At 56.4% G+C, this 23,782-nt stretch carries 24 protein-coding genes and 2 pseudogenes; 8 read left to right on the forward strand and 18 right to left on the reverse strand.

Features of this window, described 5'->3' with window-relative positions; translation table 11 throughout:
- The coding region (locus ADICEAN_RS07355) for a 6-phosphogluconolactonase (RefSeq protein ID WP_040396488.1) at positions 1-328 on the forward strand (328 nt) is incomplete at its 5' end.
- Positions 329-557: 229 nt separating this feature from the next.
- On the opposite strand, the gene ADICEAN_RS21020 is transcribed toward ADICEAN_RS07355, so the two are convergent.
- The 18 genes and pseudogenes from ADICEAN_RS21020 to ADICEAN_RS07430 form a co-directional block, all read right to left on the reverse strand.
- Positions 558-947, reverse strand: coding sequence for a sensor histidine kinase (locus ADICEAN_RS21020; protein ID WP_009194936.1), 390 nt, complete (start codon positions 945-947; stop codon positions 558-560).
- Between the two features lies 1 nt (position 948).
- Positions 949-1,680 carry a PAS domain-containing protein gene (locus ADICEAN_RS21025; protein ID WP_009194937.1) on the reverse strand — a complete coding sequence of 244 codons (732 nt, stop codon included), beginning with the start codon at positions 1,678-1,680 and terminating at the stop codon, positions 949-951.
- 453 nt (positions 1,681-2,133) lie between these two features.
- The gene (locus ADICEAN_RS07365) at positions 2,134-2,460 is read right to left on the reverse strand and encodes a hypothetical protein (protein WP_009194938.1); all 327 of its coding nucleotides are present in this window, start codon (positions 2,458-2,460) and stop codon (positions 2,134-2,136) included.
- A 7-nt stretch (positions 2,461-2,467) separates the two neighbouring features.
- The gene (locus ADICEAN_RS07370) at positions 2,468-3,895 is read right to left on the reverse strand and encodes an NADH-quinone oxidoreductase subunit N (RefSeq protein ID WP_009194939.1); all 1,428 of its coding nucleotides are present in this window, start codon (positions 3,893-3,895) and stop codon (positions 2,468-2,470) included.
- Positions 3,896-3,913: 18 nt separating this feature from the next.
- Positions 3,914-4,084 carry a hypothetical protein gene (locus ADICEAN_RS23005; protein ID WP_201766020.1) on the reverse strand — a complete coding sequence of 57 codons (171 nt, stop codon included), beginning with the start codon at positions 4,082-4,084 and terminating at the stop codon, positions 3,914-3,916.
- 120 nt (positions 4,085-4,204) lie between these two features.
- Positions 4,205-4,291, reverse strand: a pseudogene (locus ADICEAN_RS23855) (hypothetical protein); the annotation flags it as partial.
- Between the two features lie 43 nt (positions 4,292-4,334).
- Positions 4,335-5,480, reverse strand: a pseudogene (locus tag ADICEAN_RS07375) (complex I subunit 4 family protein); the annotation flags it as partial.
- Entirely contained in the window at positions 5,413-7,332 is a 1,920-nt protein-coding gene (gene nuoL, locus ADICEAN_RS07380) for an NADH-quinone oxidoreductase subunit L (protein WP_009194941.1), read from the reverse strand. The gene nuoL and the pseudogene ADICEAN_RS07375, both read right to left, overlap by 68 nt.
- Positions 7,333-7,343: 11 nt before the next feature.
- The gene (nuoK, locus tag ADICEAN_RS07385; RefSeq protein WP_009194942.1) at positions 7,344-7,661 is read right to left on the reverse strand and encodes an NADH-quinone oxidoreductase subunit NuoK; all 318 of its coding nucleotides are present in this window, start codon (positions 7,659-7,661) and stop codon (positions 7,344-7,346) included.
- Between the two features lie 27 nt (positions 7,662-7,688).
- Positions 7,689-8,309 (reverse strand): NADH-quinone oxidoreductase subunit J family protein, encoded by a 621-nt coding sequence (locus tag ADICEAN_RS07390; protein WP_009194943.1) that lies wholly within the window; start codon positions 8,307-8,309, stop codon positions 7,689-7,691.
- Between the two features lie 56 nt (positions 8,310-8,365).
- On the reverse strand, positions 8,366-8,791 hold the full coding sequence (locus ADICEAN_RS07395; RefSeq protein WP_009194944.1) for a 4Fe-4S dicluster domain-containing protein: 426 nt from the start codon (positions 8,789-8,791) through the stop codon (positions 8,366-8,368).
- Positions 8,792-8,796: 5 nt separating this feature from the next.
- Complete coding sequence (nuoH, locus tag ADICEAN_RS07400; protein ID WP_009194945.1) at positions 8,797-9,864, reverse strand: NADH-quinone oxidoreductase subunit NuoH; 1,068 nt, start codon at positions 9,862-9,864, stop codon at positions 8,797-8,799.
- Positions 9,865-9,876: 12 nt separating this feature from the next.
- Complete coding sequence (locus ADICEAN_RS07405; protein WP_009194946.1) at positions 9,877-10,998, reverse strand: NADH-quinone oxidoreductase subunit D; 1,122 nt, start codon at positions 10,996-10,998, stop codon at positions 9,877-9,879.
- A 6-nt stretch (positions 10,999-11,004) separates the two neighbouring features.
- Positions 11,005-11,481, reverse strand: a complete 477-nt coding sequence (locus ADICEAN_RS23010; RefSeq protein ID WP_009194947.1) for an NADH-quinone oxidoreductase subunit C — start codon at positions 11,479-11,481, stop codon at positions 11,005-11,007.
- Positions 11,482-11,485: 4 nt separating this feature from the next.
- Entirely contained in the window at positions 11,486-12,103 is a 618-nt protein-coding gene (locus ADICEAN_RS07415; RefSeq protein WP_152426347.1) for an NADH-quinone oxidoreductase subunit B, read from the reverse strand.
- 1 nt (position 12,104) lies between these two features.
- Positions 12,105-12,443, reverse strand: a complete 339-nt coding sequence (locus ADICEAN_RS07420; RefSeq protein ID WP_009194949.1) for an NADH-quinone oxidoreductase subunit A — start codon at positions 12,441-12,443, stop codon at positions 12,105-12,107.
- 78 nt (positions 12,444-12,521) lie between these two features.
- Positions 12,522-13,535 (reverse strand): 2-oxoacid:ferredoxin oxidoreductase subunit beta, encoded by a 1,014-nt coding sequence (locus tag ADICEAN_RS07425; protein ID WP_009194950.1) that lies wholly within the window; start codon positions 13,533-13,535, stop codon positions 12,522-12,524.
- A gap of 2 nt (positions 13,536-13,537) precedes the next feature.
- Complete coding sequence (locus tag ADICEAN_RS07430; protein ID WP_009194951.1) at positions 13,538-15,406, reverse strand: 2-oxoacid:acceptor oxidoreductase subunit alpha; 1,869 nt, start codon at positions 15,404-15,406, stop codon at positions 13,538-13,540.
- 222 nt (positions 15,407-15,628) lie between these two features.
- On the opposite strand from ADICEAN_RS07430, the gene ADICEAN_RS07435 reads away from it, so the two are divergent.
- The 7 genes from ADICEAN_RS07435 (at position 15,629) to ADICEAN_RS07465 (ending at position 23,732) form a co-directional block, all read left to right on the forward strand.
- Complete coding sequence (locus ADICEAN_RS07435) at positions 15,629-15,979, forward strand: 4Fe-4S dicluster domain-containing protein (protein WP_009194952.1); 351 nt, start codon at positions 15,629-15,631, stop codon at positions 15,977-15,979.
- A 151-nt stretch (positions 15,980-16,130) separates the two neighbouring features.
- Entirely contained in the window at positions 16,131-19,664 is a 3,534-nt protein-coding gene (gene nifJ, locus ADICEAN_RS07440) for a pyruvate:ferredoxin (flavodoxin) oxidoreductase (protein ID WP_009194953.1), read from the forward strand.
- A 153-nt stretch (positions 19,665-19,817) separates the two neighbouring features.
- Positions 19,818-20,195 carry a HEPN domain-containing protein gene (locus ADICEAN_RS07445; RefSeq protein ID WP_009194954.1) on the forward strand — a complete coding sequence of 126 codons (378 nt, stop codon included), beginning with the start codon at positions 19,818-19,820 and terminating at the stop codon, positions 20,193-20,195.
- 150 nt (positions 20,196-20,345) lie between these two features.
- On the forward strand, positions 20,346-20,789 hold the full coding sequence (locus ADICEAN_RS07450) for a hypothetical protein (protein WP_009194955.1): 444 nt from the start codon (positions 20,346-20,348) through the stop codon (positions 20,787-20,789).
- Positions 20,790-20,814: 25 nt separating this feature from the next.
- The gene (locus tag ADICEAN_RS07455) at positions 20,815-21,753 is read left to right on the forward strand and encodes a TVP38/TMEM64 family protein (protein WP_009194956.1); all 939 of its coding nucleotides are present in this window, start codon (positions 20,815-20,817) and stop codon (positions 21,751-21,753) included.
- 27 nt (positions 21,754-21,780) lie between these two features.
- Positions 21,781-22,455 carry a response regulator transcription factor gene (locus ADICEAN_RS07460; protein ID WP_009194957.1) on the forward strand — a complete coding sequence of 225 codons (675 nt, stop codon included), beginning with the start codon at positions 21,781-21,783 and terminating at the stop codon, positions 22,453-22,455.
- Positions 22,455-23,732: a sensor histidine kinase gene (locus ADICEAN_RS07465; protein WP_009194958.1), complete on the forward strand. Its 1,278-nt coding sequence runs from the start codon at positions 22,455-22,457 to the stop codon at positions 23,730-23,732. Before ADICEAN_RS07460 ends, ADICEAN_RS07465 begins: the two co-directional genes overlap by 1 nt.
- Positions 23,733-23,782 lie beyond the last annotated feature (50 nt).

Genomic DNA, 23,782 nt, shown 5'->3' on the forward strand with positions numbered 1-23,782 from the left:
CCTGGTGCTGCTGGGCATGGGCGAGGATGGGCATACGGCCTCCCTCTTTCCGGGCGAGGTGCTGCAGGAGCAAAACCGCTGGGTACAGGCCTACTACCTGCCCGCCCAGCAGATGCACCGCATTACCCTGACAGCTCCGGTGATCAATGCCGCCCGCAAAATTGTGTTCCTGGTCTTTGGAGAGAAAAAAGCCGAGGCCCTGCAGCAGGTGCTGGAGGGTCCCTACAGGCCGGAGCACTACCCCGCCCAGCTCATTAAGCCACAAGCGGGAGAGCCCATCTGGCTGGTTGGCAGAGCCGCCGCCAGCCGCCTGAATGGGGTGAGGTAATTTAGGGTGAAATATGGGCTTGTTTTACTGCAAAGCTTCCATATGGTCCTAAATCCCCCTTGGCGAAGGGCGGCCCGCGTAGGGGGATTTTCGTACCGCTTTTCAACTTCTTTAAAAAAGCTAATCCATAATTCACGTTAAATAAACAGGCGCTGCCCGGCCTGCCGTTGGTTATCCAGACACTGGCACCAGGGGGATAACCAGCATTTAAAGGATATTGGAGAAGCCGCTAGGAACAGACCGGCAGATGTACCCGGAAGGTGGTGCCCCGGCCTTCGGCACTCTCTACTTCTATCTGTCCGTTGGCATTGTCTACAATCCGTTTGATGATGTAAAGGCCTACCCCGGAGCCATCCACATGGGTGTGCATGCGGGTAAACATTTTAAACACTTTGTTCTGATAGCCTTTGGGCATCCCAATCCCGTTGTCGGCCACCTCCAGCACCACCTTGTCCTTTTCTGCCCAGCTGGAGATCTTCACCCGGCACTCCCGCTCGGGCGAGCGGTACTTCATGGCATTGGTGAGCAGGTTGGCGAAAATGCTGCGCAGGTTCAGCCTGGAAAACATCAGCTCCTCTACCCGAAAATCGGTTTCGATCCCCGGGCATTCCACATGCATTTTATTGGTAATGGAATACTTGACATCCTCCAGCAGATCCGGAAGTGATACTTTTTCCTCGTTTCCGTCTTCCAGGTCTTTTTTGCACCTTGGCAATGTTGGTAAGCTCAGAAATGGTCTGCTCCAGCTTTTGGATAGAGGTGCGCATGTACTGGCGGATCTGAGCACTTTTCTGCGGATCCGTTTCTTTCTCCAGCACCTCCAGCAGGCTGCCCAGGTTGAGCACCGGCGATTTCAGATCATGCGAGGCGGTGTACACAAAGTTATCCAGATCGGCATTGAGCTTGATGAGCAACTCGTTGTGCTTGTAAAGGGCATCTTCGGCTTTTTTGCGCTCCGAGAGGTCTTTGGTAATTTTGATCAGGCCGGTAACGTTCCCCTGCTTGTTGGGGATGGCCGTAAGCATCACATTGGCCCAGAACAGCTCTCCGTTTTTCTTTCTGCGCCAGGATTCATCCTGAAAGCGCCCGCTTTCAATGGCAATCCGGAGTTCCCGCTCAGGCAGGCCTTCCTGCTGCTTATCTTCGGGAAACAACATGCCATAGTAGCGGCCCAGCACATCAGCTTCTTTATAGCCCTTTATTTTTTCGGCACCCTTGTTCCAGCTGGCTATGTGCCCCCTGGTATCCATCAGAAAGATGGCATACTCGCTGATGTTTTCGATCACCTCATGCAGCAGCACATCTTCAGAGGCAATCTTCCGGTGGTCTATGATTTCTTTTGGATCTTTCACGGTGGCTGAGTCTTCCTGTTATCAAAAAATTGCAAAGCCAGCGGCCGCCCCAAACACCAGGGCAAAGGGGGTAGCTTGCCTACGTTCTCTGCTTTATTCTCATTTTGCTTCAACCTCAGCCATTCTCCGCATCCAATCCTGCTAAACAGATCGCTGGTATTGCAGCCCTAAAAAAATACGCAGGATACCCGAAAAAGTTAAGCAGCAACGCCAGGAGCAAATGATCCCCGCAGCCTGCCCGGCCAATGTGCACCCCTGCCGCCGGTAATAGCCGTGCTTAGAAGCAGCAGGGCTAAGTGCCGGCTACACTACTTGTAAAGGCTGCCTTGCCGAAAGCAGCAGGCCGGCAGCCCAGGCGCTGTTGGGAGCTTCCATAAAAAATATATATCCGCATGACTCCCATCACAGGCCCTTGCTCCTGCTTTGCTGGCCGGCAAAAAGCAGGAGCAAAAGCTAATGGGTCCGGCTCCAGTACTGCGGCCGGGTCTCCTCTGTTTTCTGCAGCCAGTAGTCCTGGGTTACCCGGCGCCCGTCGGGGGTGCGCAGCCGGCGCTCGAAAATGTAGGTTGCAGGATTAAAAAGCATGTCCGTTACGGCAACGGTATAGAGCTGCGGCTCTTCTTCCGTCTTGCGCTTTTCTTCTTCCAGCACCACCTCAAAGCCGTTGTGCTCCAGCAGGGCTTTTAAGAAGTCCCTGCGGGCGGCGTCTGCCTTTTTTTCCACAAAGCTCACCCGGGTTTCGCCAATGCTGCCAAAGCTATGTTTTCCTTCCAGTGCCATGGGGTTGCTATTTTAATGCTGCACTTAGTTCAAAGATGTAGTCGTAGAGCGGGCTGTACAGGCCCAGCACCAGTATGCCAATGACGGTGATGGCCAGGCCCAGCCGCATGTAGCCGGCATTGCGGAAGTAGGGAACCGGATGCTCCCCCTTGCGCACAAACATGGCCCGCACCACCAGCAGGTAGTAGTAGAGCGAGATGGTGGCATTTACCACCGCCAGAAACACCAGCAGGTAGTAGCCCTCGCTGGCCGCTGCCGTAAAGAGAAAGAACTTGCCGAAGAAACCCGCCACCGGTGGTATGCCCGCCAGCGAAAAGAGGGCCAGCAGCATCACCAGGCTCAGCAGGGGGTTGGTACGGTAGAGGCCCTCGTAATCATCCATGTTCTCCTTGCCGGTCTGCAGCGAAATGGCCTGCACCACCCCAAAAGCCGCCAGGTTGGAGAAGATGTAGATCAGCACAAAGTACACCACCGTGGCAGTGCCCAGCTGACTGCCGGTAATAAGGCCCAGCAGGATAAAGCCGGCCTGCGCTACGGACGAGAAGGCCAGAAAGCGTTTCATGTTCTGCTGGCGCAGGGCAAAAAGGTTGCCTACAAACATGGTTAGCAGCGCCAGCCCATACACCAGGTTTTCCCATACGGGCATCAGGGGTTTCAGCACCGTAAAGAGCAGGATCATCAGGATAAAGACCGCCGCCCCCTTGGAGATCACCGACAGGAATGAGGCCACCGGAATGGGCGAGCCCTCGTACACATCGGCTGTCCAGAAATGGAAGGGCACCAGCGAGATCTTAAAGGCCAGGCCGGCAAAGAAGAGTAGCATGCCCAGAATGGCCAGGGGGGAGCTGCTAAGTACCCCTATGATGGCCTCAAAGTAAATGGAGCCCGTCGTCGCATAGAGCATCGAGATGCCAAAGAGCGATACCCCGGAGGCCAGGCCGGCCGACAGGACCAGCTTAATGCCCGCCTCGCTGGACTGGCGCTTGCCGATCTCATAGGCCGCCAGGGCCGCAAGGGGAAGGGTAGAGAGCTCCAGGCCGATGTAGAACATCAGGAAATCGCCGGCTGAGATCATGAAGTACATGCCCAGCAGGGAGAAAAACAGCAGGAGAAAGAACTCGGCGCCCCGTTGCTGCTGCAGGATCTTTTCCTTTACCCAGTCGGCCGACTGCAACAGCAGAATGAATACCCCGATGTTCAGTGCATTTTTAAAGAAGTAGATAAGGGGGGTGCTGCGGAACATGCCGCCAAACAGGCTGCTTTCTTCCATCGGCAAAAAGCCCAGGGCCGTATGCAGGCCAAACAGCAGCAGGGCCAGGTGCACCAGGCTGCTCCGTTTGCCTGCTGGCATGAACAGGTCGGCGCCCAGCAGCAGCAGCGTAATCAGGAGCAGTATCCCCTCGTGCCGCATCAGTAGTAGAGTACTCAGATCCATCTCCGTAGGTGTTAAAGATTATAATACCCCCTGTAAAAAGGGCTGCAGGCTTTTTAAGATCATATCGCTGAGCCAGAGAGGCGCCACACCGATGCCCACAATGGGCAGCAGCAGCAGCACAATGCCGGTGGTCTCATACCAGGTGGCCTGCGGCAGGCTGGCAAACTCGGGGTTCTTGACCGGCCCCATCAGCATAATGCCCACCACCCGCAGAATGTACACCGCCGTAATCACAATGGCCGATACCGAAAGGATGGTGGCTACCCGGTAGAACAGGGCCTCCTGCTGGAAGGCGCCTACAAAGATGTTCATCTCGGCCACAAAGCCGCTGAAGCCCGGCAGGCCCAGCGAGGCCAGACCGGCAATTACATACACCACCGAAATAAAGGGGATCACCTTCAGCAGCCCGCCCAGTTTGGTAATGTCCCGGGTATGGGGTGCGGCTGTAGATCATGCCAATGAGGGCGAAGAACAGCGCCGTCATAAAGCCATGGGAGAGCGATTGCAGAATGGCCCCGTTCCAGGCGGTTTTGTTCAGCATCAACAGGGCAAAGAGCACCATGCCCAGGTGGCTTACCGAAGAATAGGCGTTGATGTACTTGAGGTCGGTCTGCTTAATGGCCGCAAAGGCCCCGTACACCACCCCCATGGCCGAGAGGATGATAAAGAACCAGGACCACTCCAGTGCCCCCGCCGGCAGCAGGAACATGGCCACCCGGAACACCCCATAGCCACCCAGCTTCATCAGCACCCCGGCATGCAGCATCGATACCGCCGTAGGGGCCGAGGCGTGGCCGTCGGGCGACCAGGTATGAAAGGGGAACAGGGCGCCCAGCACCGCAAAGCCAATAAAGGTTAGGGGGAAGAAGAGCTTCTGCGCTTCCAGCGGAATGTTTACCTGGGCAATCTCCAGCAGCTTAAAGGTGAGCGCACCCCCATCGGCATTGGAATGGAAGTAAATGCCCAGAATGCCCACCAGCAACAGGGCCGAGGCGCCCATCAGCATCAGCGTCAGCTTCATGGCCGAGTATTCCTTGGGCCCGGAGCCCCAGATGCCGATCAGCAGGTACATGGGAATTACCGCTACCTCGTAAAAAAGGAACATGGTAAAGAGGTCGGTGGAGATAAAGAAGCCGTACACCCCCGTAGCCAGCACCAGCAGCGAGATAAAGAACTCTTTGGGCAAGTCGTCGATCTTCCAGGAAATGAACACCCCTGCCAGTACCACCAGGGCCGTCAGCAGGATCAAGGCCACCGAAATGCCGTCTACTCCTATGCTGTAGTGGATGTTGAAGTGCCGGAACCAGACAATATCCCGGGTGAAAAGAAAGATGCTACTATTCACAGCGCTTTCCCGCAGGTAGGCAAACAAGAGGTTAATGGCCATGCCCAGCTGCACCAACCCTCCCACCATGGAAACCAGGCGGGCCTGGGGCAATCCTTTGGTAAACACCAGGGCCACCACCACCAGTACCGGCACCAGGACGAATAATGATAAAATGTCCATATCAATGCAATTAGAGGGTCCAGAGATACACAAACACCAGCGCCAGCAGCACCACCCCGCCGATAAAGGCAAAGGCATAATCCTGCAGCCTGCCGGATTGCAGGCCCTTTATCTTGGAGGCGATCAGTACGGTTTTATTTCCAATGCCTTCCATGCTGCCATCTACCCATTTCTTGTCGATGTAGGCAATGGGGGCCGAGATACGCTTGAAGATCAGCTGGCGGGTTACAAAGAGGTAGAGCTCATCCAGGTAAAACTTGTGGCTGGCCCAGGTATACAGCGGGCCAAAACCCTGCGCAAAACGGCCGGCCAGCGCATTTTCGGTTTTGTAGAAGCGCCAGGCCAGGCCAATGCCCAGCAGGCCAACCGCCACGGCTACACCGGCCAGCTCCCAGTGCAGCTGTGCTACAAAACCGATGCGGTCGGCGGCCACAAACTGGCTGAAGGGGATAAAGCCTACCACCGCACTCAGCACTGCCAGCACCAGCAGGGGGCCTGTCATGGACAGGGGCGACTCATGCGGGGCATGGGCATAGCGGGTTTCTTTGCCCCAGAAAATGCCAAAGTAGAGCCGGAACATGTAGAAGGCGGTGAGGCCCGCCACCACCACCCCTATTCCATAGATCAGGGGGCTGGCGGCAAAAGCAGCCACCAGAATTTCGTCCTTGCTCCAGAAGCCGGCCAGGGGCGGCACCCCGGCAATGGCTAGTGCCGCTATCAAAAAGGTAATGTTGGTAATGGGCATGTAGTTACGGAGGCCGCCCATCTGGAGAAGGTTGTTGCTGTGCACCGCATGGATCACCGAGCCGGCCCCCAGGAAGAGCAGCGCCTTAAACATGGCGTGGGTAAAGAGGTGGAACATGGAGGCCATATAGCCTATCCCTTCGTGCCCGGCAAAGCCCGATACCCCCAGCGCCATCATCATAAAGCCGATCTGCGACATGGTACTAAAGGCCAGGATGCGCTTAATATCCGTTTGCGTAATGGCGATGATAGCCGCAAAGAGCGAGGAGAAGGCCCCCACATAGGCCACGATCTGCAGCACAAATCCTTCATCCACGAAGAAATAGAGCGGAAACAGGCGGGCCACCAGGTACACCCCCGCCACCACCATGGTAGCGGCGTGGATCAGGGCCGACACCGGCGTGGGACCTTCCATGGCATCGGGCAGCCAGATGTGCAGCGGAAATAGGGCCGATTTGCCGGCGCCGCCCATAAACATCAGGATCAGCGCCCAGCTAATAGCCGAGAGCCCCATAAAGGAGGTAGAGGCCCAGTGGAGAATGGCCGGCCCCTGCGGGTCGTTCAGGCTTTCAAAATCGAAGGTGCCGGTGTAGAAGCCAATGATCAGGATGCCGATCAGGAAGCCGAAGTCGGCAAAGCGCGTAACGATAAAGGCCTTTTTGGCCGCCGCCACCGCCGAGTGTTTGGTATAGTAATAGCCGATCAGCAAAAAGGACGATACCCCCACCAGCTCCCAGAAAATGTAGATCTGAAAGAGGTTGGTGGCCAGCACCAGCCCGTACATCGAAAAGGTAAAGAGCGAGAGAAAGGCAAAGAAGCGGGTGTAGCCGGCATCCCCTTTCATATAGCCCCGGCTGTAAATATGCACCATCAGAGAAATGGTGGAGACCACCACCAGCATCATCACCGAAATGGGGTCGATGAGCAGGCCCATGTCGATGTGCAGCGTTTCGGTAAAGCGCATCCAGACCCCTTTTAGCACAAAGGCCTGGTAGGCGCCCTCCACCTTAGCCGCTACAAAGAAGTACTGAAAAGCCGCATAATAGGAGAGCCCTGTAGATACCGCCAGGCCCGCTACCCCTATAAGGCCGGAAACAGCAGGCGTAATGCGCTTGTTAAACACCCCCAGCAGCAGAAAGACCAGCAGCGGAATTAGGGGGACCAGGAGGAGATAGCCAATATTCATAGTTTCCTGAGTTAATACTTCATGGTTTCAGTTTCCCGTACCGCTACCGAGCTTACCTGCTTGTAGAGGTTAAAGATGATGGCAACGGCCAGCGCAGTTTCAGCAGCGGCCACCGCTATGATGAAGATCGAATAGACCACCCCCTGCAACAGCTCGGGAAAGAGGTATTTGTTGATCATCACAAAGTTGATGACAGAGGCATTTAGGATAAGCTCTACCGAGATAAGCACGGAGATAAGGTTGGTGCGGGTCATGAACCCGTACACCCCTATAAAGAAGAGGATGGACGAGAGCGTAAGTACTTCTGTAATGCTGATGCCGGGTATCATAAGGCGTTCAGGTTAAAGGGTAAGGGGTTAGGGAGCCACCAGTTCGGGCGCATCCAGGACGGGCGCCGGCGCAGGCTCGGCCTGCCGGGCTGTAGCCACCAGGGGCACCTCTTCGGTACGTGGAGCAGGGGTTTTGCTTTCTTCGGCCACAGGCCCGCCCCCTTTGGCAATGGTAATGGCGCCAATCATGGCGGCCAGCAGCAGAATGCTGATCACCTCAAAGGGCAGGATAAAACCCCCGGCCTCGTAGCTCAGCAGCAGCAGGCCGATGGCTTCTACCGTGGTAGGGGCGGTCGTGCTGGCCTCCACAAAGGGATGGGTGTAAATGGTGCCCAGAAATACCCCCAGGCCCAGCAGGCAGGTAGCCCCCACCAGCAGGCGCCGGGAAAGTTTGGCCACCTCCAGCTCCATCTCGATGTGGTGCACCAGCAGTACCGAAAAGATGATCAGCACGATAATGCCGCCGGCATACACGGCCAGCTGCACCGCTGCCAGAAAGTAGTAGTCGGCCATAAAGTATACCCCTGCTATGCCTATGAGCACAAAGAGCAGGTATACCACCGAGCGCAGCATGTTGCGGCTGCTCACCGAGGCCACCGCAAAACCAATGATCAGCAGGGCAAATGTGTAAAATAAGAGCTTTTCCATGGCTTACTCCTCTACGCCGGCCCGCACTTTGGAGCCCGGCTGGTTTAGTACTTTGGTCAGCTCGGTTCTGTCGTAGACCGAGTTTTTCGAAATTTTTGCGCCCACACAATGGCATTGGAGGGGCAGGCCTGCACACAAAGGCCGCACTGGGTACACATGCCCAGGTGGTAAATGTGCTTGTCGATGAATTTCTTCTTCTTGCCCGTTTCGGGATCTACCCCCCTGTCCCAGATAATTTCGATGCTGCCGTTGGGGCAGGCCAGCTCGCATTTCTGGCAGCCGGTGCAGCTGTGCTCGTTGTTTTCATCATGCAGCATCACCACCTCGCCCCGAAAGCGATCGAACATCTTCAGGCTGGCCCTGTTGTCGGGGTATTGCTGGGTAATGGCACTTTTGCCGGAGGTGATAAAGTACCTGCCGGTCACACGCATGCCCGTCAGCAGCGTTTTCACCCCATGGTATATTTCTGTAAAGTAGCTCATGGCACTTAGAATTGAATGGTTAGGTTCAGCCACACCGTTACAGCCATCAGCACCAGGTTGGCCAGGTTCAGCGGCAGCAGGTACTTCCACTCCAGGGTCAGCAGCTGGTCTACCCGCAGGCGCGGGAACGTCCAGCGGAACCACATCATCAGCAGCACCACCAGAAAGGTTTTGCCCAGGAACCAGAACACCCCCAGCCAGGGCAGCGACTCGGTAATGCCAAAGGGCGACAGCCAGGCGCCGAAGAATACTATCACGGCAATGGCGGCAATGATGAACATGTTGATGAATTCGGCCAGGAAGAAGTAAGCAAACTTCATCCCCGAGTACTCGGTGTGGAAGCCGGCGCCCAGCTCCGATTCGGCCTCTACCAGGTCAAAGGGCGCCCGGTTGGTTTCGGCAGTGCCGGCAATCATAAAGATCATAAAGGCGATTAGGGCCGGGATATGCCCCTGCACAATCAGCCAGCCGCTCTTCTGCACCTCCACGATCTGCGACAGCTGCAGGCTGCCGGCCAGCAGCACCATGGTTACCAGCGACAGGCCCACCGACAGCTCGTAGCTGATGGTCTGCACCCCGCTGCGCATGGCCCCGATCATGGCATATTTGTTATTGCTGCCCCAGCCGGCCAGCAGGATGCCGATCACCCCTACCGAGGAAAGGGCAATGAGAAAGAACAGCCCGATGTTGATATCAAACACCTGCATGCTTTGGGAAAAGGGCAGCACGGCCAGCGCCATCAGGGCGGTTATGATCACAAAGTAAGGGGCCAGGTTAAAGAGGAATTTATCGGCCCGCACGGTGCCGGTCAGTTCTTTGGAGAGCAGCTTCAGCGCATCGGCCAGCGTTTGCATGGAGCCCCCGTAGCCCACCCGGTTGGGACCCAGGCGCAGCTGAAAGCGGGCGGCCACCTTGCGCTCCAGCAGCACCAGAAACAGCCCGGCCACCGCAAAGATGGTTAAGTAGATAATGCCTACCAGCACCATTTCTGCCCCTTTGGCCAGCCCGGGGGGCAGGAGCGAGAACAGAAAGTCGTGCAGGCTTGGAATAAAGAGTAAGGAGGAGGTAAGCATAGCCTTCGCGGATTAACGGTCTATATCAGGGATCACAAGGTCCAGGGTAGCCATGGTGGCCACCAGGTCGCCGATTTTGCCCCCCACGGCAATGTGGTTGAGCAGCGAAAGGTTGGAGAATCCGGGCGAGCGGAATTTCAGCCGGTAGGGGTTTTTGGTGCCGGTGCTGATGATGAACACCCCCAGCTCTCCGCGGGCCGTCTCCACCTTCTGGTAGAATTCTCCCTTGGGCAGCTTGATCACCGCATCGGTGGCCACCTGGTGGGGGCCTTCCGGGATGGCATCGATCAGCTGCTCGATAATGGCCACCGACTCCCACATTTCCTGGATGCGCACCTGGTAGCGGGCAAAGGAATCGCCCTCGGTCCGCAGGGCTTCTTTGAACGTAACTTTGGGCAGGGCGCTGTAGGGGTGGTGCACCCGCACATCGCAGGAGTAGCCCGAGGCACGGCCCACCGGACCCGAAGCGCCAAAGGCAATGGCATCCTGGCGGCTCAGCACCCCTACCCCTTTGGTCCGTTTCTGAAAGATCACATTGTCGGTCAGCAGGCGGTCGTACTCGGGCAGTTTGGTTTTGAAGTGCGCCAGAAATTCCCTGGTGCGGGCCACAAAGTTGGGGTGGATGTCGTGCATGAGGCCGCCCGGCACATTGTAGTTCATGGTGAGGCGGGCGCCGCAGGTCTCCTCAAAGATGTCGTTGATCATCTCCCGGTCCCGGAAGGCATAGAAGTAGCTGGTAAGAGCGCCCAGGTCCATGCCCATGACCCCCCACCAGAGGCAGTGGGAAGAGATGCGGATGAGCTCGTCCAGAATGGTGCGCACCACCTTTACCCGCTCGGGTACCTCCACGCCCAGGGCCGCTTCTACGGCCAGGCATACGGCCTCGTTGTTGATGTGGGAAGAGAGGTAGTCCAGCCGGTCGGTCAGGTGAATGATCTGCTGGTAGCTGTTGCGCTCACACATTTTTTCGATGGAGCGGTGTATGTAACCCAGGTCGGGCTCTACTTTTTTGATGATCTCCCCATCCAGGGTGAGCAGGAGCCGAAGCACCCCATGGGTGGCCGGGTGCTGCGGCCCCATGTTGATGAAGTATTCTTCGGATTTGATAGGAGGAGCGATTGTTGCCGTTTCCATGCTGCCTTATTTAACAATCATGTTCACTTCGTCGGTATAGTCCTTGCGCAGGGGGTAGCCCTCCCACTCGTCGGTGAGGAAGAGCTTTTTGAGGTTGGGGTGGTTGCGGAAGCGGATCCCGAAGAAATCGAATACCTCCCGCTCATGAAAGTTGGCCGTGGGCCAGAGGTGCGAAACGGAATCGAAGCAGGGCTCCTCCCGATCGGCGGTCTGCACTTTTACTACCAGGATGTGGCGGTGGGTGGTGGATTCCAGGTGGTAGACCACCCCCAGCTCCTTGCCCCAGTCTACCCCGGTAAGGCAGAAGAGGTAATCGAACTGGGTTTCGGGGCTGCTTTTCAGCCGCTCCATCAGGCCCGACAGGTAGGCCGGGTCCAGGCTGATGGTGAGGTATTGGCTGCCTTCGGTGCTACACTGCAACTTGTCCGCTTCGGGCTCGGGAAACCAGCTGCCGATCAGGGCCTGTAATGCGTCGTTGCTCATGGCATCAGGTGTTTAAATAGCCTTCGTCAAAGCCCTCAATGGGGTTTACCTTATCCCGCAGGCGCTCTTTTTTGATCTTTTCCTGCAGCAGCAGCATGCCTTCCAGCAGGGCTTCGGGCCTGGGCGGGCAGCCGGGCACGTACACATCGACCGGGATGATGTGGTCGGCCCCTTTTACCACCGAATAGGAGTTGTAAAAGAAAGGACCGCCGGAGATGGCGCAGGCGCCCATGGCAATCACATACTTGGGCTCGGCCATCTGATCATAGAGGCGGCGCAGCACCGGGGCCATCTTATGGGTAATGGTGCCGGCAATCACGATCAGGTCGGCCTGGCGTGGTGACGGTCTGGCTACCTCAAAGCCAAAGCGGGCATAGTCGTGGCGGGCCGCACCGGTCTGCATCATCTCGATGGCGCAGCAGCTGGTGCCGAAGTACAGCGACCAGAGCGAGTTGGCGCGCCCCCAGTTAATGATCTTGTCCAGGGTAGTGACGATGATGTTGGCGCCATTGCCGGCCGGAATAACCTTGCCGGGAAAATCGGCCGGAACAGCGGGGGTGCCTGCCGGTTTGGCCCCATTGCCTGAGGGGCAGGCCGGGGGGGTGATGGGTTCTACTGCCATTTTAGTGCTCCTTTTTCCATGCATACAACAGCCCCGCTCCCAGTATGAGCAGGAAAATGAGAATTTCCACCAGCGCTACCACCCCTACGGTCTGGTACACCACCGCCCAGGGAATCAGGAAGGCCATCTCGATATCGAAGATCAGGAAGAGAATGGCGAAGAGGTAGTAGCCCACCTTAAACTGCACCCAGGTAGGCCCTATGGTGGTCATGCCACTTTCATAAGGCTCCCGTTTCTGCAGGTTGTCGGATTTGTGGGAAAGCAGGTTGGAGATGAAATTGCCGCCGGCAACCAGCACCACACCGGCCAGGAAGAAAACGATCAAGGCTTCTGCACCCATCGTACTAAGCGTTAAAGGGTAAGCGATTTTGTGTTGGGGTGAAAGCAGCGCCCCTGCCAGCAGGGGCGCCGCACTCGTTTATTTTACCTCGTAGGTTTCGCCGGAGAAGAAGAGATCATCGGTCTTGGTGAAGCTCGATTTGGCCTTGATCTGTTCGGTCAGGGCATTTTCCCGCTCTTCCAGCGTATAATCCTCAAAACTTCTGATCACCCCCGTAGCCATGGGATACTCCAGGCGAATGAGCATGCCGTGCAGGGTGGGATCTTTTTCGTTGGCATCGTGCACCAGAATGTCGGCTTCGGTAATGCCATTTTCGCCCAGGGTCACCACCTCCAGCTTCAGGCCGCGCAGCACCAGCCCTTTTTCCCGGTTTTTGCCGAAGAGCATGGGCTTGCCATGCTCCAGGAAGATCTGCTTGTCTTCCTTCACATCTTTATGGGTGATGGCATCGTAGCAGCCGTCGTTGAAGATCACACAGTTCTGCAGCACCTCGATGAGGGTAGTGCCCTTGAATTTGTGCGCATCTACCAGTACCTGCGAGATCAGCTTGGGGCTGTTGCCGGCAATGCGGGCAAAAAAGCGGGCATTGGCGCCCAGGGCCAGCTCGCCGGGGTTAAAGGGGGGCTGGGTATTGCCGTAGGGCGAGGATTTTGTTTTCTGGCCCAGCAGCGAGGTGGGCGAGAATTGTCCCTTGGTAAGGCCGTAGATCTCGTTGTTGAACATCACGATGTTCAGGTCGATGTTGCGGCGCAGGGCATGGATCAGGTGGTTGCCGCCAATGGCCATGGAGTCGCCATCGCCGGTGATCACCCATACGCTCAGGGCCGGGTTGGCCAGCTTAACGCCCGAGGCCACGCCCGGCGCCCGGCCGTGGATGCTGTGCATGCCATAGGTATCCATGTAGTAGGGAAAGCGGGACGAGCAGCCAATGCCGGATATGAACACCACATCTTCCTTGCGCACATTCATCTCGGGAAGCGCCTTTTGCATGGCCCGCAGCACTACGTAATCATCGCAGCCGGGGCACCAGCGCACTTCCTGATCGCTGGCAAAATCCTTAAAGGTATATGGGGGTACTGCTGTAGGTTCCATACTTACACATGTTTTTTAAATTCCTGAATGAGCTCGTCGTTGGCAAAGGGCAGGCCCTGTACTTTGTTGAACTGGTCGAATGCCAGCTTGCCGTAGTGAATTTTTAGGATGCTGGCAAACTGCCCCGCGTTCAGCTCACAGACCAGGATCTTTTTAAAGCGGCCCAGCAGCTCGCCTGTGTTGGCAGGCAGGGGGTTGATGTAGTTGAAGTGCGCCAGGCCAATGGTGGTATAGCCTTCCCGCTTCATCTGCTTCACCGCCGAGTAAAGAGCGCCGTAGGTACCCCCCCAGCCCACTACCAGCAGATCGCCCTCTGAGGCAAACTCTACCTTCTGGTCGGGAATGTTCTGCTGCACGCGCCGCACCTTTTCGGCCCGCAGGTCGGTCATTTTCTGGTGGTTTTCGGGTACGTGCGATACGTTGCCGCTCACAATGTCTTTTTCCAGACCCCCTACGCGGTGCTCCAGGCCAGGGGTGCCGGGCACAGCCCAGCTGCGGGCCAGCGTTTGCTCGTCCCGGCCGTAGGGGTGGGCGTTTTCGGAAGCCAGGGTAATCTTATGGTTGCGGATGGGTGGCATTTCGGCCACGGTCTTGATCTTCCAGGGGGCCGAGCCGTTGGCAATGTAGCCGTCGGTGAGCAGGATAACGGGGGTCATGTGCTCCAGGGCCAGGCGGGCCGCTTCGTAGGCATAATTGAAGCAGTTGGCCGGGGTGCTGGCGGCAATAACGATCACCGGGCTCTCGCCATTGCGTCCCCACATGGCCTGCAGCAGGTCCGATTGCTCTGTTTTTGTAGGCAGACCGGTAGAAGGGCCACCCCTTTGTACGTTAATGATCACCAGGGGCAGCTCCATCATGACTGCCAGGCCAATGGCTTCGCCTTTCAGCGCCAGGCCGGGGCCCGAGGTGGTGGTAACGGCCAGATCGCCGGCAAAGGCAGCGCCGATGGCCGAGGTAATGCCCGCAATCTCATCTTCGGCCTGAAAGGCCTTTACGCCAAAGTGCTTGTGCTTTACCAGCTCATGCAGGATATCGGTAGCCGGCGTAATGGGGTACGAGCCCAGAAAAAGCTCCAGCCCCGATTTTTCGGAAGCTGCCAGCAGGCCCCAGGCGGTGGCCGTATTGCCCATAATGATGCGGTAGGTGCCCTGCGGCATTTTGGCCGGCGAAATGGTGTAGGAGTTGGGGATCAGCTCCAGGGTTTCGGCATAGTAGAAGCCGGCATTCAGCACCTTGGTGTTGGCCTCGATCAGATGGGGCTTGTACTTGAACTTCTTATTGATGAAATCGATGGTATGCTCGGTGGAGCGGTTGTACATCCAGTAGATCATGCCCAGGGAGAACATGTTCTTGCTGCGGGTAATGGCGCTGTTGTCCAGCCCTTCAATATCCTTTAAGGCCTCTTTGGTGAGGGAGGTCATGTCTACCTCAATCACCTTATAATTGGCCAGGCTGCCATCGTGCAGGGGGTTGGCGGTGTAGCCGGCCTTCTCCAGGTTCTTTTTAGTAAAAGCGTCGGTATCTACGATAATGGTATGGCCAGGCTTTACGGAATAGAGGTTGGTCTTGAGCGCCGCCGGGTTCATGGCCACCAGCAGGTCTACATTGTCGCCGGGGGTGCTGATCTCAATGCTGCCGATGTGTACCTGAAAGCCCGATACCCCATAGAGGCTGCCCTGCGGCGCCCGGATCTCAGAAGGATAGTTGGGAAAGGTGGCAATGTCGTTGCCAAACATGGCCGAGGTATCGGTAAACTGGGTTCCGGTAAGCTGCATGCCGTCGCCGGAATCGCCAACAAAGCGTACCACCACAGCTTCCAGTACTTCGGGCTGCGGTTCTTTCTTTTCTAGAACAGGGATTTCTGTGATCATGGGGGGCGCTGATTAAGAATGGAAGAGGCGACTTTTATCAGTTTTTCGCTTGTTCAAAGCTAGAATTCGCCTAAAGCAATAAAAATGATTCCCATCACCTGCAAAAATGACTTCAGTCATGTAAGGCCTCCTGATTACCATCATACCTAAACTTGACAACTGTCATATTTATCCTCTCTCAAGTGTGCCTACATTTATCCCACCACTCAAAACACACTAGCTATGGCACTTATCATTACTGAGGAATGCATCAACTGTGATGCCTGCATCTCAAAATGCCCAAATAACGCAATTCAGGAGCCGGACCAGGACTGGACCTTTGCCGACGGAACCAGCCTGCGCGGCCTGATCCGCACCCTAAACGGAGAAGAAGTTGATGCAGAGGCCAAGAACAGCCCCTTATCGGACGAATACTATTTTATTGTATCCGACAAGTGCACGGAATGCAAGGGCTTCCACGAAAAACCACAATGCGCATCGGTTTGCCCGGTAGATTGCTGCATTCTTGACGAAAGTCATCTCGAAACCGAGGAGCAGCTTATGGAGAAAAAGGCCTGGTTACACGGCGCATAACAGTAAGAAGCCATGCAAACAATGCCATCTGATACCCCCACCGGCTATTAGATGGCATTTTTTGCAATAAAAGAGCTTACTATCTGCAAATATATGTCCACAGGGTGACCCCCTTTTAGAATATACATCGCTTACGCTTATACTACCCGTGATGGAAAAAGAATCCCAAAAACTGATCTGTGACGCCAACGAGGCCGTTGCGATCATTGCCCATAAAACCAACGAGGTCTGCGCCATTTACCCCATCACCCCGGCATCGCCCATGGGCGAGCATGTGGATGTGTACAGCGCCAAGGGCCTGAAGAACATCTGGAACAACATACCCAGAATTGTAGAGATGCAAAGCGAGGGCGGTGCCGCCGGTGCGGTGCATGGTGCGCTGCAGGCCGGTGCCCTCACCACCACCTTTACCGCTTCGCAGGGCCTGCTGCTCATGATCCCCAACATGTACAAGATGGCGGGCGAGCTGCTGCCCTCGGTGATCCATGTGGCGGCCCGTACGCTGGCCACCCATGCCCTCTCCATCTTTGGTGATCATTCCGACGTAATGGCCGCCCGTCAGACCGGCTTTGCCATGCTCTTTGGCGGCACGGTGCAGGAGGCCCATGACTTTGCCCTTATCTCGCAGGTGGCCACCCTGCATGCCCGCATCCCCTTCCTGAACATCTTCGATGGCTTCCGCACCTCGCATGAGATCTCCAAGATCGATGGAATTCCGGATGCCACCATCCGGGCCATGATGCCTGAGGATAAGGTGATGGAGCATAAAAAGCGCTCGCTGGATCCCGACCATCCCGTAATCCGCGGCACCTCCCAAAACCCGGATGTGTTCTTCCAGGCCCGGGAAGCCGCCAACCAGTACTACAATAGAGTGCCCCAGATCGTACAGGGGGTGATGGACGAGTTTGCCAGCTACACCGGCCGGCAGTACCAGCTCTTCGATTACCTGGGCGATCCGGAGGCCGAGCGGGTCATCATCCTGATGGGCTCCGGCGAAGGGGCCGTGCGGGAAACCGTGGAGGCGCTGCGCCAGCAGGGCGAAAAGGTAGGAGTGCTGGTGGTACGGCTGTTCCGGCCCTTCTCCCTCAGCCACTTTATCGACAAGCTGCCCCAAACCGCCAAACGCATTGCGGTGCTGGACCGCACCAAGGAACCCGGCAGCCTTGGCGAGCCCCTCTATCAGGATGTGGTAACGGCCTTTGCCGAAAGCGATCGGGACATGCCTCTGATCATCGGCGGCCGCTATGGCCTCTCCTCTAAGGAGTTTACCCCTGCCATGGTAAAAGCCATCTACGACGAGCTGCTGAAGGGCAAGCCCAAAAACCACTTTACCATTGGCATTGACGATGATGTAACCCACACCAGCCTGGCCTACGACCCCGGCTTCAAGGCCCGAAAATCCACCATCAACTGCCTGTTTTACGGCCTGGGGGCCGATGGTACCGTGGGAGCCAATAAAAACTCCATCAAGATCATTGGCGAAACCACCGATAACTATGTGCAGGGCTACTTTGTGTACGACTCCAAAAAAGCCGGCGCACAAACCGTTTCGCACCTGCGCTTCGGCAAGGAACCCATCTACTCCAGCTACCTGATCGAACGGGCCGATTTTATTGCCTGCCACCAGTTTAGCTTTATTGATAAGTATGATATCCTCAAGAAGATCCGCAAAGGGGGTACCTTCCTGCTGAATGCGCCCTTCTCCAAAGACGAGATCTGGGACCAGCTGCCTCAAAAAGTGCAGCAGCAGATCATCGAAAATGAGCTCGACTTCTATGTAATTGATGCCACCCGCGTGGCACAGCAGGCCCAGCTGGGCAAGCGCACCAATACGGTACTGCAAACCTGTTTCTTTGCCATCTCGGGCGTGCTGCCCAAGGCGGAGGCCATCCAGAAGATCAAGGATGCCATCATCAAATCTTACTCCCACAAAGGGGAGCGGATCGTTAAGATGAACTTTGATGCGGTAGATACGGCCCTGGACAACCTGCAGCAGGTAGACTACCCCCGCCAGACCACCAACAGCCGGGCCTTCAAGCCCATAATGAGCGGCGGCACCGACCCCTTTGTGACCGACGTGCTGGGCAGGATACTGGCCGGCGCCGGCGAAGAGCTGCCCGTAAGCGCCTTCCCGGTAGACGGCACCTTCCCCACCGGCACCTCGCAGTTTGAGAAGCGCGGCATTGCCGACTTTATCCCTGTCTGGGACGATGCCAGCCTCTGTACGCAGTGCAACAAATGCGTGGCCATTTGCCCGCATGCCGCCATCCGGGCCAAAGTGGTGCTGAACGAAGCGCTGGCCGACGCCCCCGCTTCGCTGAAGGCAGCCCCTGCAAAAGGCCGCCCCTTCAATGAAAAAACCGAATCCTACATTCTGCAGATATCGCCCGAGGATTGCACCGGCTGCGACCTCTGCGTGGCGGTCTGTCCGGCCGAAAGCAAGGAGATTGCCGACTTTAAGGCCATTAACATGCACCGCAAGCTGGAAGTAGAGGTGAAGGAAAATGCCAACTGGGACTTCTTTACCACCCTGCCCTACTACAAGCGGGAGGCCCTGCAGACCACCAACATCAAGGGCTCGCAGTTCCTGCAACCGCTCTTTGAGTTCTCCGGCGCCTGCTCGGGCTGTGGCGAAACCCCCTATGTGAAAATGCTTACCCAGCTGTATGGCGATAGCATCCTGATTGCCAACGCCACCGGCTGCTCGTCCATCTACGGCGGCAACCTGCCCACCACCCCCTACACCAAAAACGAAGGGGGTCGGGGTCCGGCCTGGGCCAACTCGCTCTTTGAGGACAATGCCGAGTTTGGCCTGGGCATGAAGCTGGCCCTCTCCAAAAAGCAGGAAATTGCCCAAGACCTCCTGAAAACGCTGGAACCCCTGGTGGGCCCTGCCCTGGTTGAGGCCATCCTAAGCAATGGGGAGGAAAGCGAAGGGCTCAAAAAGCAGAAGCTTACCGACATCCAGATCCTGAACGGCCTGCTGGCCAGCTATCCGCAGGATGCCAATGCCCAGAAGCTGCTGCAGCTGAGCGAGTACCTGCGCAAAAAAGCGGTATGGATCCTGGGTGGCGACGGCTGGGCCTATGATATCGGCTTTGGCGGGGTAGACCACATCATGTCGTCCGGCGAGGATATCAACATCCTGGTGATGGACACCGAGGTCTACTCCAATACCGGCGGGCAGAAATCAAAAGCGACCCCCCTGGGTGCCAGTGCCAAATTTGCGGTAGCCGGCAAGCGCAACAGCAAAAAGAGCCTGGCCCTGCAGGCCATCTCCTACGAGAATGTGTATGTAGCCCAGGTGGCCATTGGCGCCAAAGACCTGCAAACCCTCAAGGCCTTTGAGGAAGCGGCGGCCTATCCCGGCCCCTCGGTGATCATTGCCTACTCCCACTGCGGCGAGCATGGCTATGAGCTCAAGCATGGGGTAGCCCACCAGGAGAAAGCGGTGGAAACCGGTTACTGGCCGCTGTTCCGCTACGACCCTTCCAAGCCAAAAGGCAGCCGCTTTAAGCTGGATTCCAAACCCCCTGTAGCCCCGGTGAGCGACTTCATGTACCAGGAGACCCGCTTTACCCGCGTGGTGAAGGAGGATGCAGAACTGGGCGCCCAACTGCTGCAGCAGGCACAGGAAGAGATTGAAGCAAAATGGGAAAAACTGGAGCTGCTGAAAAACAGCTAAGGCGCCAGCCCCCTGTTGAGCAGCCTAATGAAGCGGGCACCCCCCCTGCAGCATCAGCCGGATGCTGTAGGGGCCAGCCCACCTCATGAGCAGCTGAGCAGCACTATTTTCCCTACCAACTCCATGGCACTCCACCCTTTTACCTGAACAAAGATGGAACCTACCGCCAACCAGCTATTTAGCGAAGCAATCGATAAATTAAATCAAGCCAAGAACGAGTTTTTCAGGCCGCAGGAAGACCTGTCACCCGATGTGATCTGCCAGAATGCCCAGCTTGCCGTAGAGCACTTTCTGCGGGGATACCTGCTGAATGAATCCCTTGATCCGTCTGAGTTTACCACGCTGGAAGAGCTCTTTGATGAATGTGCTTTTATGAACATTCATTTCAACCGCATTGACATTTCGGCCTTCCGCTGCCGCTCAGAGTTGCCCAACAGCCGGGGCTGCGCGGATATTCCCAAGGTCTGCAGCTGCCTTACGGTAGCCAGCCGGCTGGAGTGCCTGATCCGGGAAGAAAACCTGATCACTTAGCGGCTACTGCTATCCTCTCCTTTAGCGCTTCGGTTTCCCGAAGCGCTTTTTTTTATGGGCAAATTCCCGCCATCCCCCCAACTTCAGAATTAGCACAGAATCGGGCCGTAGCTTCAGGAACTAGACCTGTATTTTTTAACTGGCACCACTATGAAATGGCTCCCCTTACTCCTGCTCCTGATTGGCCTCAGCCTGAGCGCCTGCGACAACGAACTGGCCGAAGAAAATGTACCCCAGGTGGTTCGCCAGGGGCTGGCAGCCGACTTTCCCGATGTTCGGGTGCTGGAATGGGAGGAAATTGATCAGTATTACGCCGCCGAATTCAACCTTGACAACATTCCCTATGAAGTGCTGCTGGACCGCACGGGCGCCATCGTCAAATATAAATACGACATCCTGGAAGAGGAGCTGCCCCAGGCCGTACGGGCTAGCCTGGAGCGGGACTATGCCGGCATTCCCCTTGCCGATATAGAGGTGCTGAAGCAGGGGGGCACCACCTACTACCAACTGGCCTTTGATGGGAAGGGGCGGGATTACTGGCTGGTCTTTTCGGCAGACGGCCAAAAGCTGGACGAGCCCGCCTATATGAAATAGCTCCTCTTACCCCATATTTTTTACAATGAAGAACAGCGCTACCCCCCACAATACATCCAACTCCCCCTCAATCCGGCCTGCACCCTCCGCTAACGGACAGGCCCGCAGGGCCCAGGCAGCCCCCTCCGCCAGCCAGGATAAAAAGGCAGCTGCGGATGCAGCCAGTCCTAAACAGAGCCGCTGGCCCCTGCTGCTGACCGTTCTGCTGATAGGGGGCGGTATAGCGGCCTACTTCTTTATCCCGTCCTTTCAGCAAAGCCTGCAGGAGGGCTGGCAGGTACTTGGCAGCGGCGAGGAAGAGAAAATCTCTGAATGGGTGAGCCAGTTTGGCGCCTGGGGTCCGCTTTTTATCATACTGGCCATGGTGGCGCAAATGTTTCTGCTGGTGGTAAATGTAGTGGCGCTGATGCTGGTAGCCATTCTGGCCTATGGTCCCTTCTGGGGCTCCGCGCTGGCCATTGCAGCGGTGCTGGTTGCCTCTACCATTGGCTGGGCGCTGGGCAGAAGCCTGGGCGAGGCCGGCGTGGTGCGGCTCATCGGGCAGAAAGCCGAAAAAAAGGTGAGCCATTTTATGGACCGCTGGGGCGTCTGGGCCATCATTATTGCCCGTGTTTCCCCTTTTCTCTCCAATGATGCGGTAAGCTTTGTGGCCGGGTTGGCCCGCATGTCGTATCTCAAATTCATAGGCGCCACCCTGGCGGGCATTACCCCTCTGACCATCCTGCTGGCCTGGCTGGGCGAGAACAACGAACGGCTCAAAACCGGTCTTATCTGGGTATCGGCCATCAGCATAGCAGCGCTGCTGGGCTACATGCTCTACAGTAGGCTAAAAAGGGGAAAGGCAAATCCGCTACCTCCACTACAGGGGACTAAGCCAGCGTATAGCCGGGCAGCCCCCTGTAGTACGGCAAATGGCCAAAAATCTGCCCTGCACACCACCCTTTCCCCCAAAAAACGGTTATAGGCTGTAGCGCCTTCTGAGCAAAAGCATATGAAAATTCTGGTGATTGAAGATGAACAGGCCCTGCGGGAATCCATCTGTACCTACCTGCAGCAGGGGGGCTATGTGTGCGAATGGGCCGATGCGTATGGGGAGGCCAAAACCAAGATCGCCTTCTACACCTATGCCTGCGTGCTGGTAGATCTGGGCCTGCCCGGCGGCAATGGCCTGGACCTGGTGCGCCAGCTAAAAGAAAAAAGTGCAGAGACCGGTATTATCATCATTTCAGCACGCGATGCGCTTGACGATAAGATCAGCGGCCTGGAGCTGGGGGCAGATGATTACCTGACCAAACCCTTTCACCTCTCGGAGCTGAACGCCCGCCTCAAATCCGTTATCCGCAGGCGGAGCTTTCAGGGCATGAAGGTGATCGAGATCAATTCGCTGAAGGTTTATCCCGATGCCGCCGAAGCCTCCATAGGCGAAACCAAACTGGCGCTTACCAAGAAAGAATACGACCTGCTGCTCTACTTCATCTCCAACAAAAACAGGGTGCTCACCAAAGATTCCATCGCCGAGCACCTCTGGGGCGACCATGCCGAATTTCTGGACTCGCTTGATTTTGTCTATACCCACATCAAAAACCTACGCCGCAAGCTGCTGGAAGGGGGTGGCGAAGACTACATCCAGACAGTATACGGGCTGGGCTATAAATTCAACTGCTGATGCGGGTACTCACCAAAACCAGCTACTACTACCTGCTGCTCTCTGCCGTGGTGTTTCTGCTGGGAGGCATCAATTTTTACTGGATCATGCAGCAGGAAATTTACGATGAGGTAGATGACCAGCTCTTCACCGACAAAGAAAACATCCTTGCCTTTATCCGGCAAAACAACCGCCTGCCCAGCGTTACCTCTGGCATCTCGGAGGCCATTCTGGTAAAGGAGGCAAACCCCGCCAGCCCCACCCTGGAAAAGCTGGCCGATACGCTGATCTACAGCAGCTACGACGAGGAGTATGTATACTTTCGCCGCCTTACCTTTACCGCCTACCAGGATGGCCGGCCCTATGAGTACACCATTCTGAAGTCGCTCACCGATTTTGAGGATCTGTTTGAAAGCACCATGCTGGCCATGGGGGTAATCTTTGTGCTGCTGCTGGTGGGGCTGGTCTTTATCAACTACTACATCAACAAATTTATCTGGCGGCACTTTTACGATACCCTCAGCAAAATAAAGCGCTACAGCCTGGCCAAAGACCCGCCCCTGCAGCTTACCCCTACCAGTACCCGGGAGTTTCAGGAGCTTAATGCCGTGCTGGAAGCCATGACCCACAAGATGCACCGGGATTACCTGAACCTGAAGGAATTTACCGAAAACGCCTCGCACGAAATACAGACCCCCCTGGCCATTGTCAACAACAAGCTGGAGCTGATCATGCAGTCCGATGCCCTCAGCCAACAGCAGGCCCAGCTGCTGCAGGAACTCTATGCGCCCATCAACCGCCTGGGGCGGCTCAATAAGACCCTTATTCTGCTCACCCGCATTGAGAATCAGGAATTCAGCGAGCAGGAAGAGCTGCCCCTCCATAGCCTGGTGAAGGAGCAGCTGGAGCAGCTGCAGGAAATGATCGGCATGCGGGAGCTTGTGGTAGAGCCCCCCCTGCTGGAGCCGGTATACAGGCGCATGAACCGGGGCCTGGCCGAGATCCTGATCTCGAACCTGCTGGTGAATGCCATTCGCCACAACCATACCGGCGGCAGCATTTCCATTAGCCTTACCCCCCGCCAGCTCTGCATCAAAAATACCGGCGAGGCCTATGCCGGCGCCACCACCGAGCAGTACTTTACCCGCTTTACCAGCGGCCACCAGGCCCCCGAGTCCCTTGGCATTGGCCTGGCACTGGTCAAAAAGATCTGTGAGCACTATGCCCTTGTCCCAAGCTATACCTATAGCGAGGGGCAGCACATTCTCTGCATTTATTTTCCGCCAACGGCCGGCTAACTGCCTCATCTCCAGATTTCCTACAGATTGGGGAAGTATACTTGTATTGG

The sequence above is a fragment of the Cesiribacter andamanensis AMV16 genome (assembly GCF_000348925.1).
Lineage (GTDB): Bacteria > Bacteroidota > Bacteroidia > Cytophagales > Cyclobacteriaceae > Cesiribacter > Cesiribacter andamanensis.

Excerpts from the sequence above, each read along its gene's own strand:
- ADICEAN_RS07370 (WP_009194939.1), bottom strand. The coding sequence starts at position 3,895 with ATGGATCTGAGTACTCTACTACTGATGCGGCACGAGGGGATACTGCTC.
- ADICEAN_RS07430 (WP_009194951.1), bottom strand. The coding sequence starts at position 15,406 with ATGATCACAGAAATCCCTGTTCTAGAAAAGAAAGAACCGCAGCCCGAA.
- ADICEAN_RS07455 (WP_009194956.1), top strand. The coding sequence starts at position 20,815 with ATGAAGAACAGCGCTACCCCCCACAATACATCCAACTCCCCCTCAATC.
- ADICEAN_RS07390 (WP_009194943.1), bottom strand. The coding sequence starts at position 8,309 with ATGGAAAAGCTCTTATTTTACACATTTGCCCTGCTGATCATTGGTTTT.
- ADICEAN_RS07460 (WP_009194957.1), top strand. The coding sequence starts at position 21,781 with ATGAAAATTCTGGTGATTGAAGATGAACAGGCCCTGCGGGAATCCATC.
- ADICEAN_RS21020 (WP_009194936.1), bottom strand. The coding sequence starts at position 947 with ATGCATGTGGAATGCCCGGGGATCGAAACCGATTTTCGGGTAGAGGAG.
- ADICEAN_RS23005 (WP_201766020.1), bottom strand. The coding sequence starts at position 4,084 with ATGGGGCCGGTCAAGAACCCCGAGTTTGCCAGCCTGCCGCAGGCCACC.
- ADICEAN_RS07465 (WP_009194958.1), top strand. The coding sequence starts at position 22,455 with ATGCGGGTACTCACCAAAACCAGCTACTACTACCTGCTGCTCTCTGCC.
- ADICEAN_RS07445 (WP_009194954.1), top strand. The coding sequence starts at position 19,818 with ATGGAACCTACCGCCAACCAGCTATTTAGCGAAGCAATCGATAAATTA.
- nuoL (WP_009194941.1), bottom strand. The coding sequence starts at position 7,332 with ATGAATATTGGCTATCTCCTCCTGGTCCCCCTAATTCCGCTGCTGGTC.
- ADICEAN_RS23010 (WP_009194947.1), bottom strand. The coding sequence starts at position 11,481 with ATGAGCAACGACGCATTACAGGCCCTGATCGGCAGCTGGTTTCCCGAG.
- nuoH (WP_009194945.1), bottom strand. The coding sequence starts at position 9,864 with ATGCTTACCTCCTCCTTACTCTTTATTCCAAGCCTGCACGACTTTCTG.
- nifJ (WP_009194953.1), top strand. The coding sequence starts at position 16,131 with ATGGAAAAAGAATCCCAAAAACTGATCTGTGACGCCAACGAGGCCGTT.
- ADICEAN_RS07435 (WP_009194952.1), top strand. The coding sequence starts at position 15,629 with ATGGCACTTATCATTACTGAGGAATGCATCAACTGTGATGCCTGCATC.
- ADICEAN_RS07420 (WP_009194949.1), bottom strand. The coding sequence starts at position 12,443 with ATGGGTGCAGAAGCCTTGATCGTTTTCTTCCTGGCCGGTGTGGTGCTG.
- ADICEAN_RS07415 (WP_152426347.1), bottom strand. The coding sequence starts at position 12,103 with ATGGCAGTAGAACCCATCACCCCCCCGGCCTGCCCCTCAGGCAATGGG.
- ADICEAN_RS07405 (WP_009194946.1), bottom strand. The coding sequence starts at position 10,998 with ATGGAAACGGCAACAATCGCTCCTCCTATCAAATCCGAAGAATACTTC.
- ADICEAN_RS07365 (WP_009194938.1), bottom strand. The coding sequence starts at position 2,460 with ATGGCACTGGAAGGAAAACATAGCTTTGGCAGCATTGGCGAAACCCGG.
- ADICEAN_RS07395 (WP_009194944.1), bottom strand. The coding sequence starts at position 8,791 with ATGAGCTACTTTACAGAAATATACCATGGGGTGAAAACGCTGCTGACG.
- nuoK (WP_009194942.1), bottom strand. The coding sequence starts at position 7,661 with ATGATACCCGGCATCAGCATTACAGAAGTACTTACGCTCTCGTCCATC.
- ADICEAN_RS07425 (WP_009194950.1), bottom strand. The coding sequence starts at position 13,535 with ATGGAACCTACAGCAGTACCCCCATATACCTTTAAGGATTTTGCCAGC.
- ADICEAN_RS07450 (WP_009194955.1), top strand. The coding sequence starts at position 20,346 with ATGAAATGGCTCCCCTTACTCCTGCTCCTGATTGGCCTCAGCCTGAGC.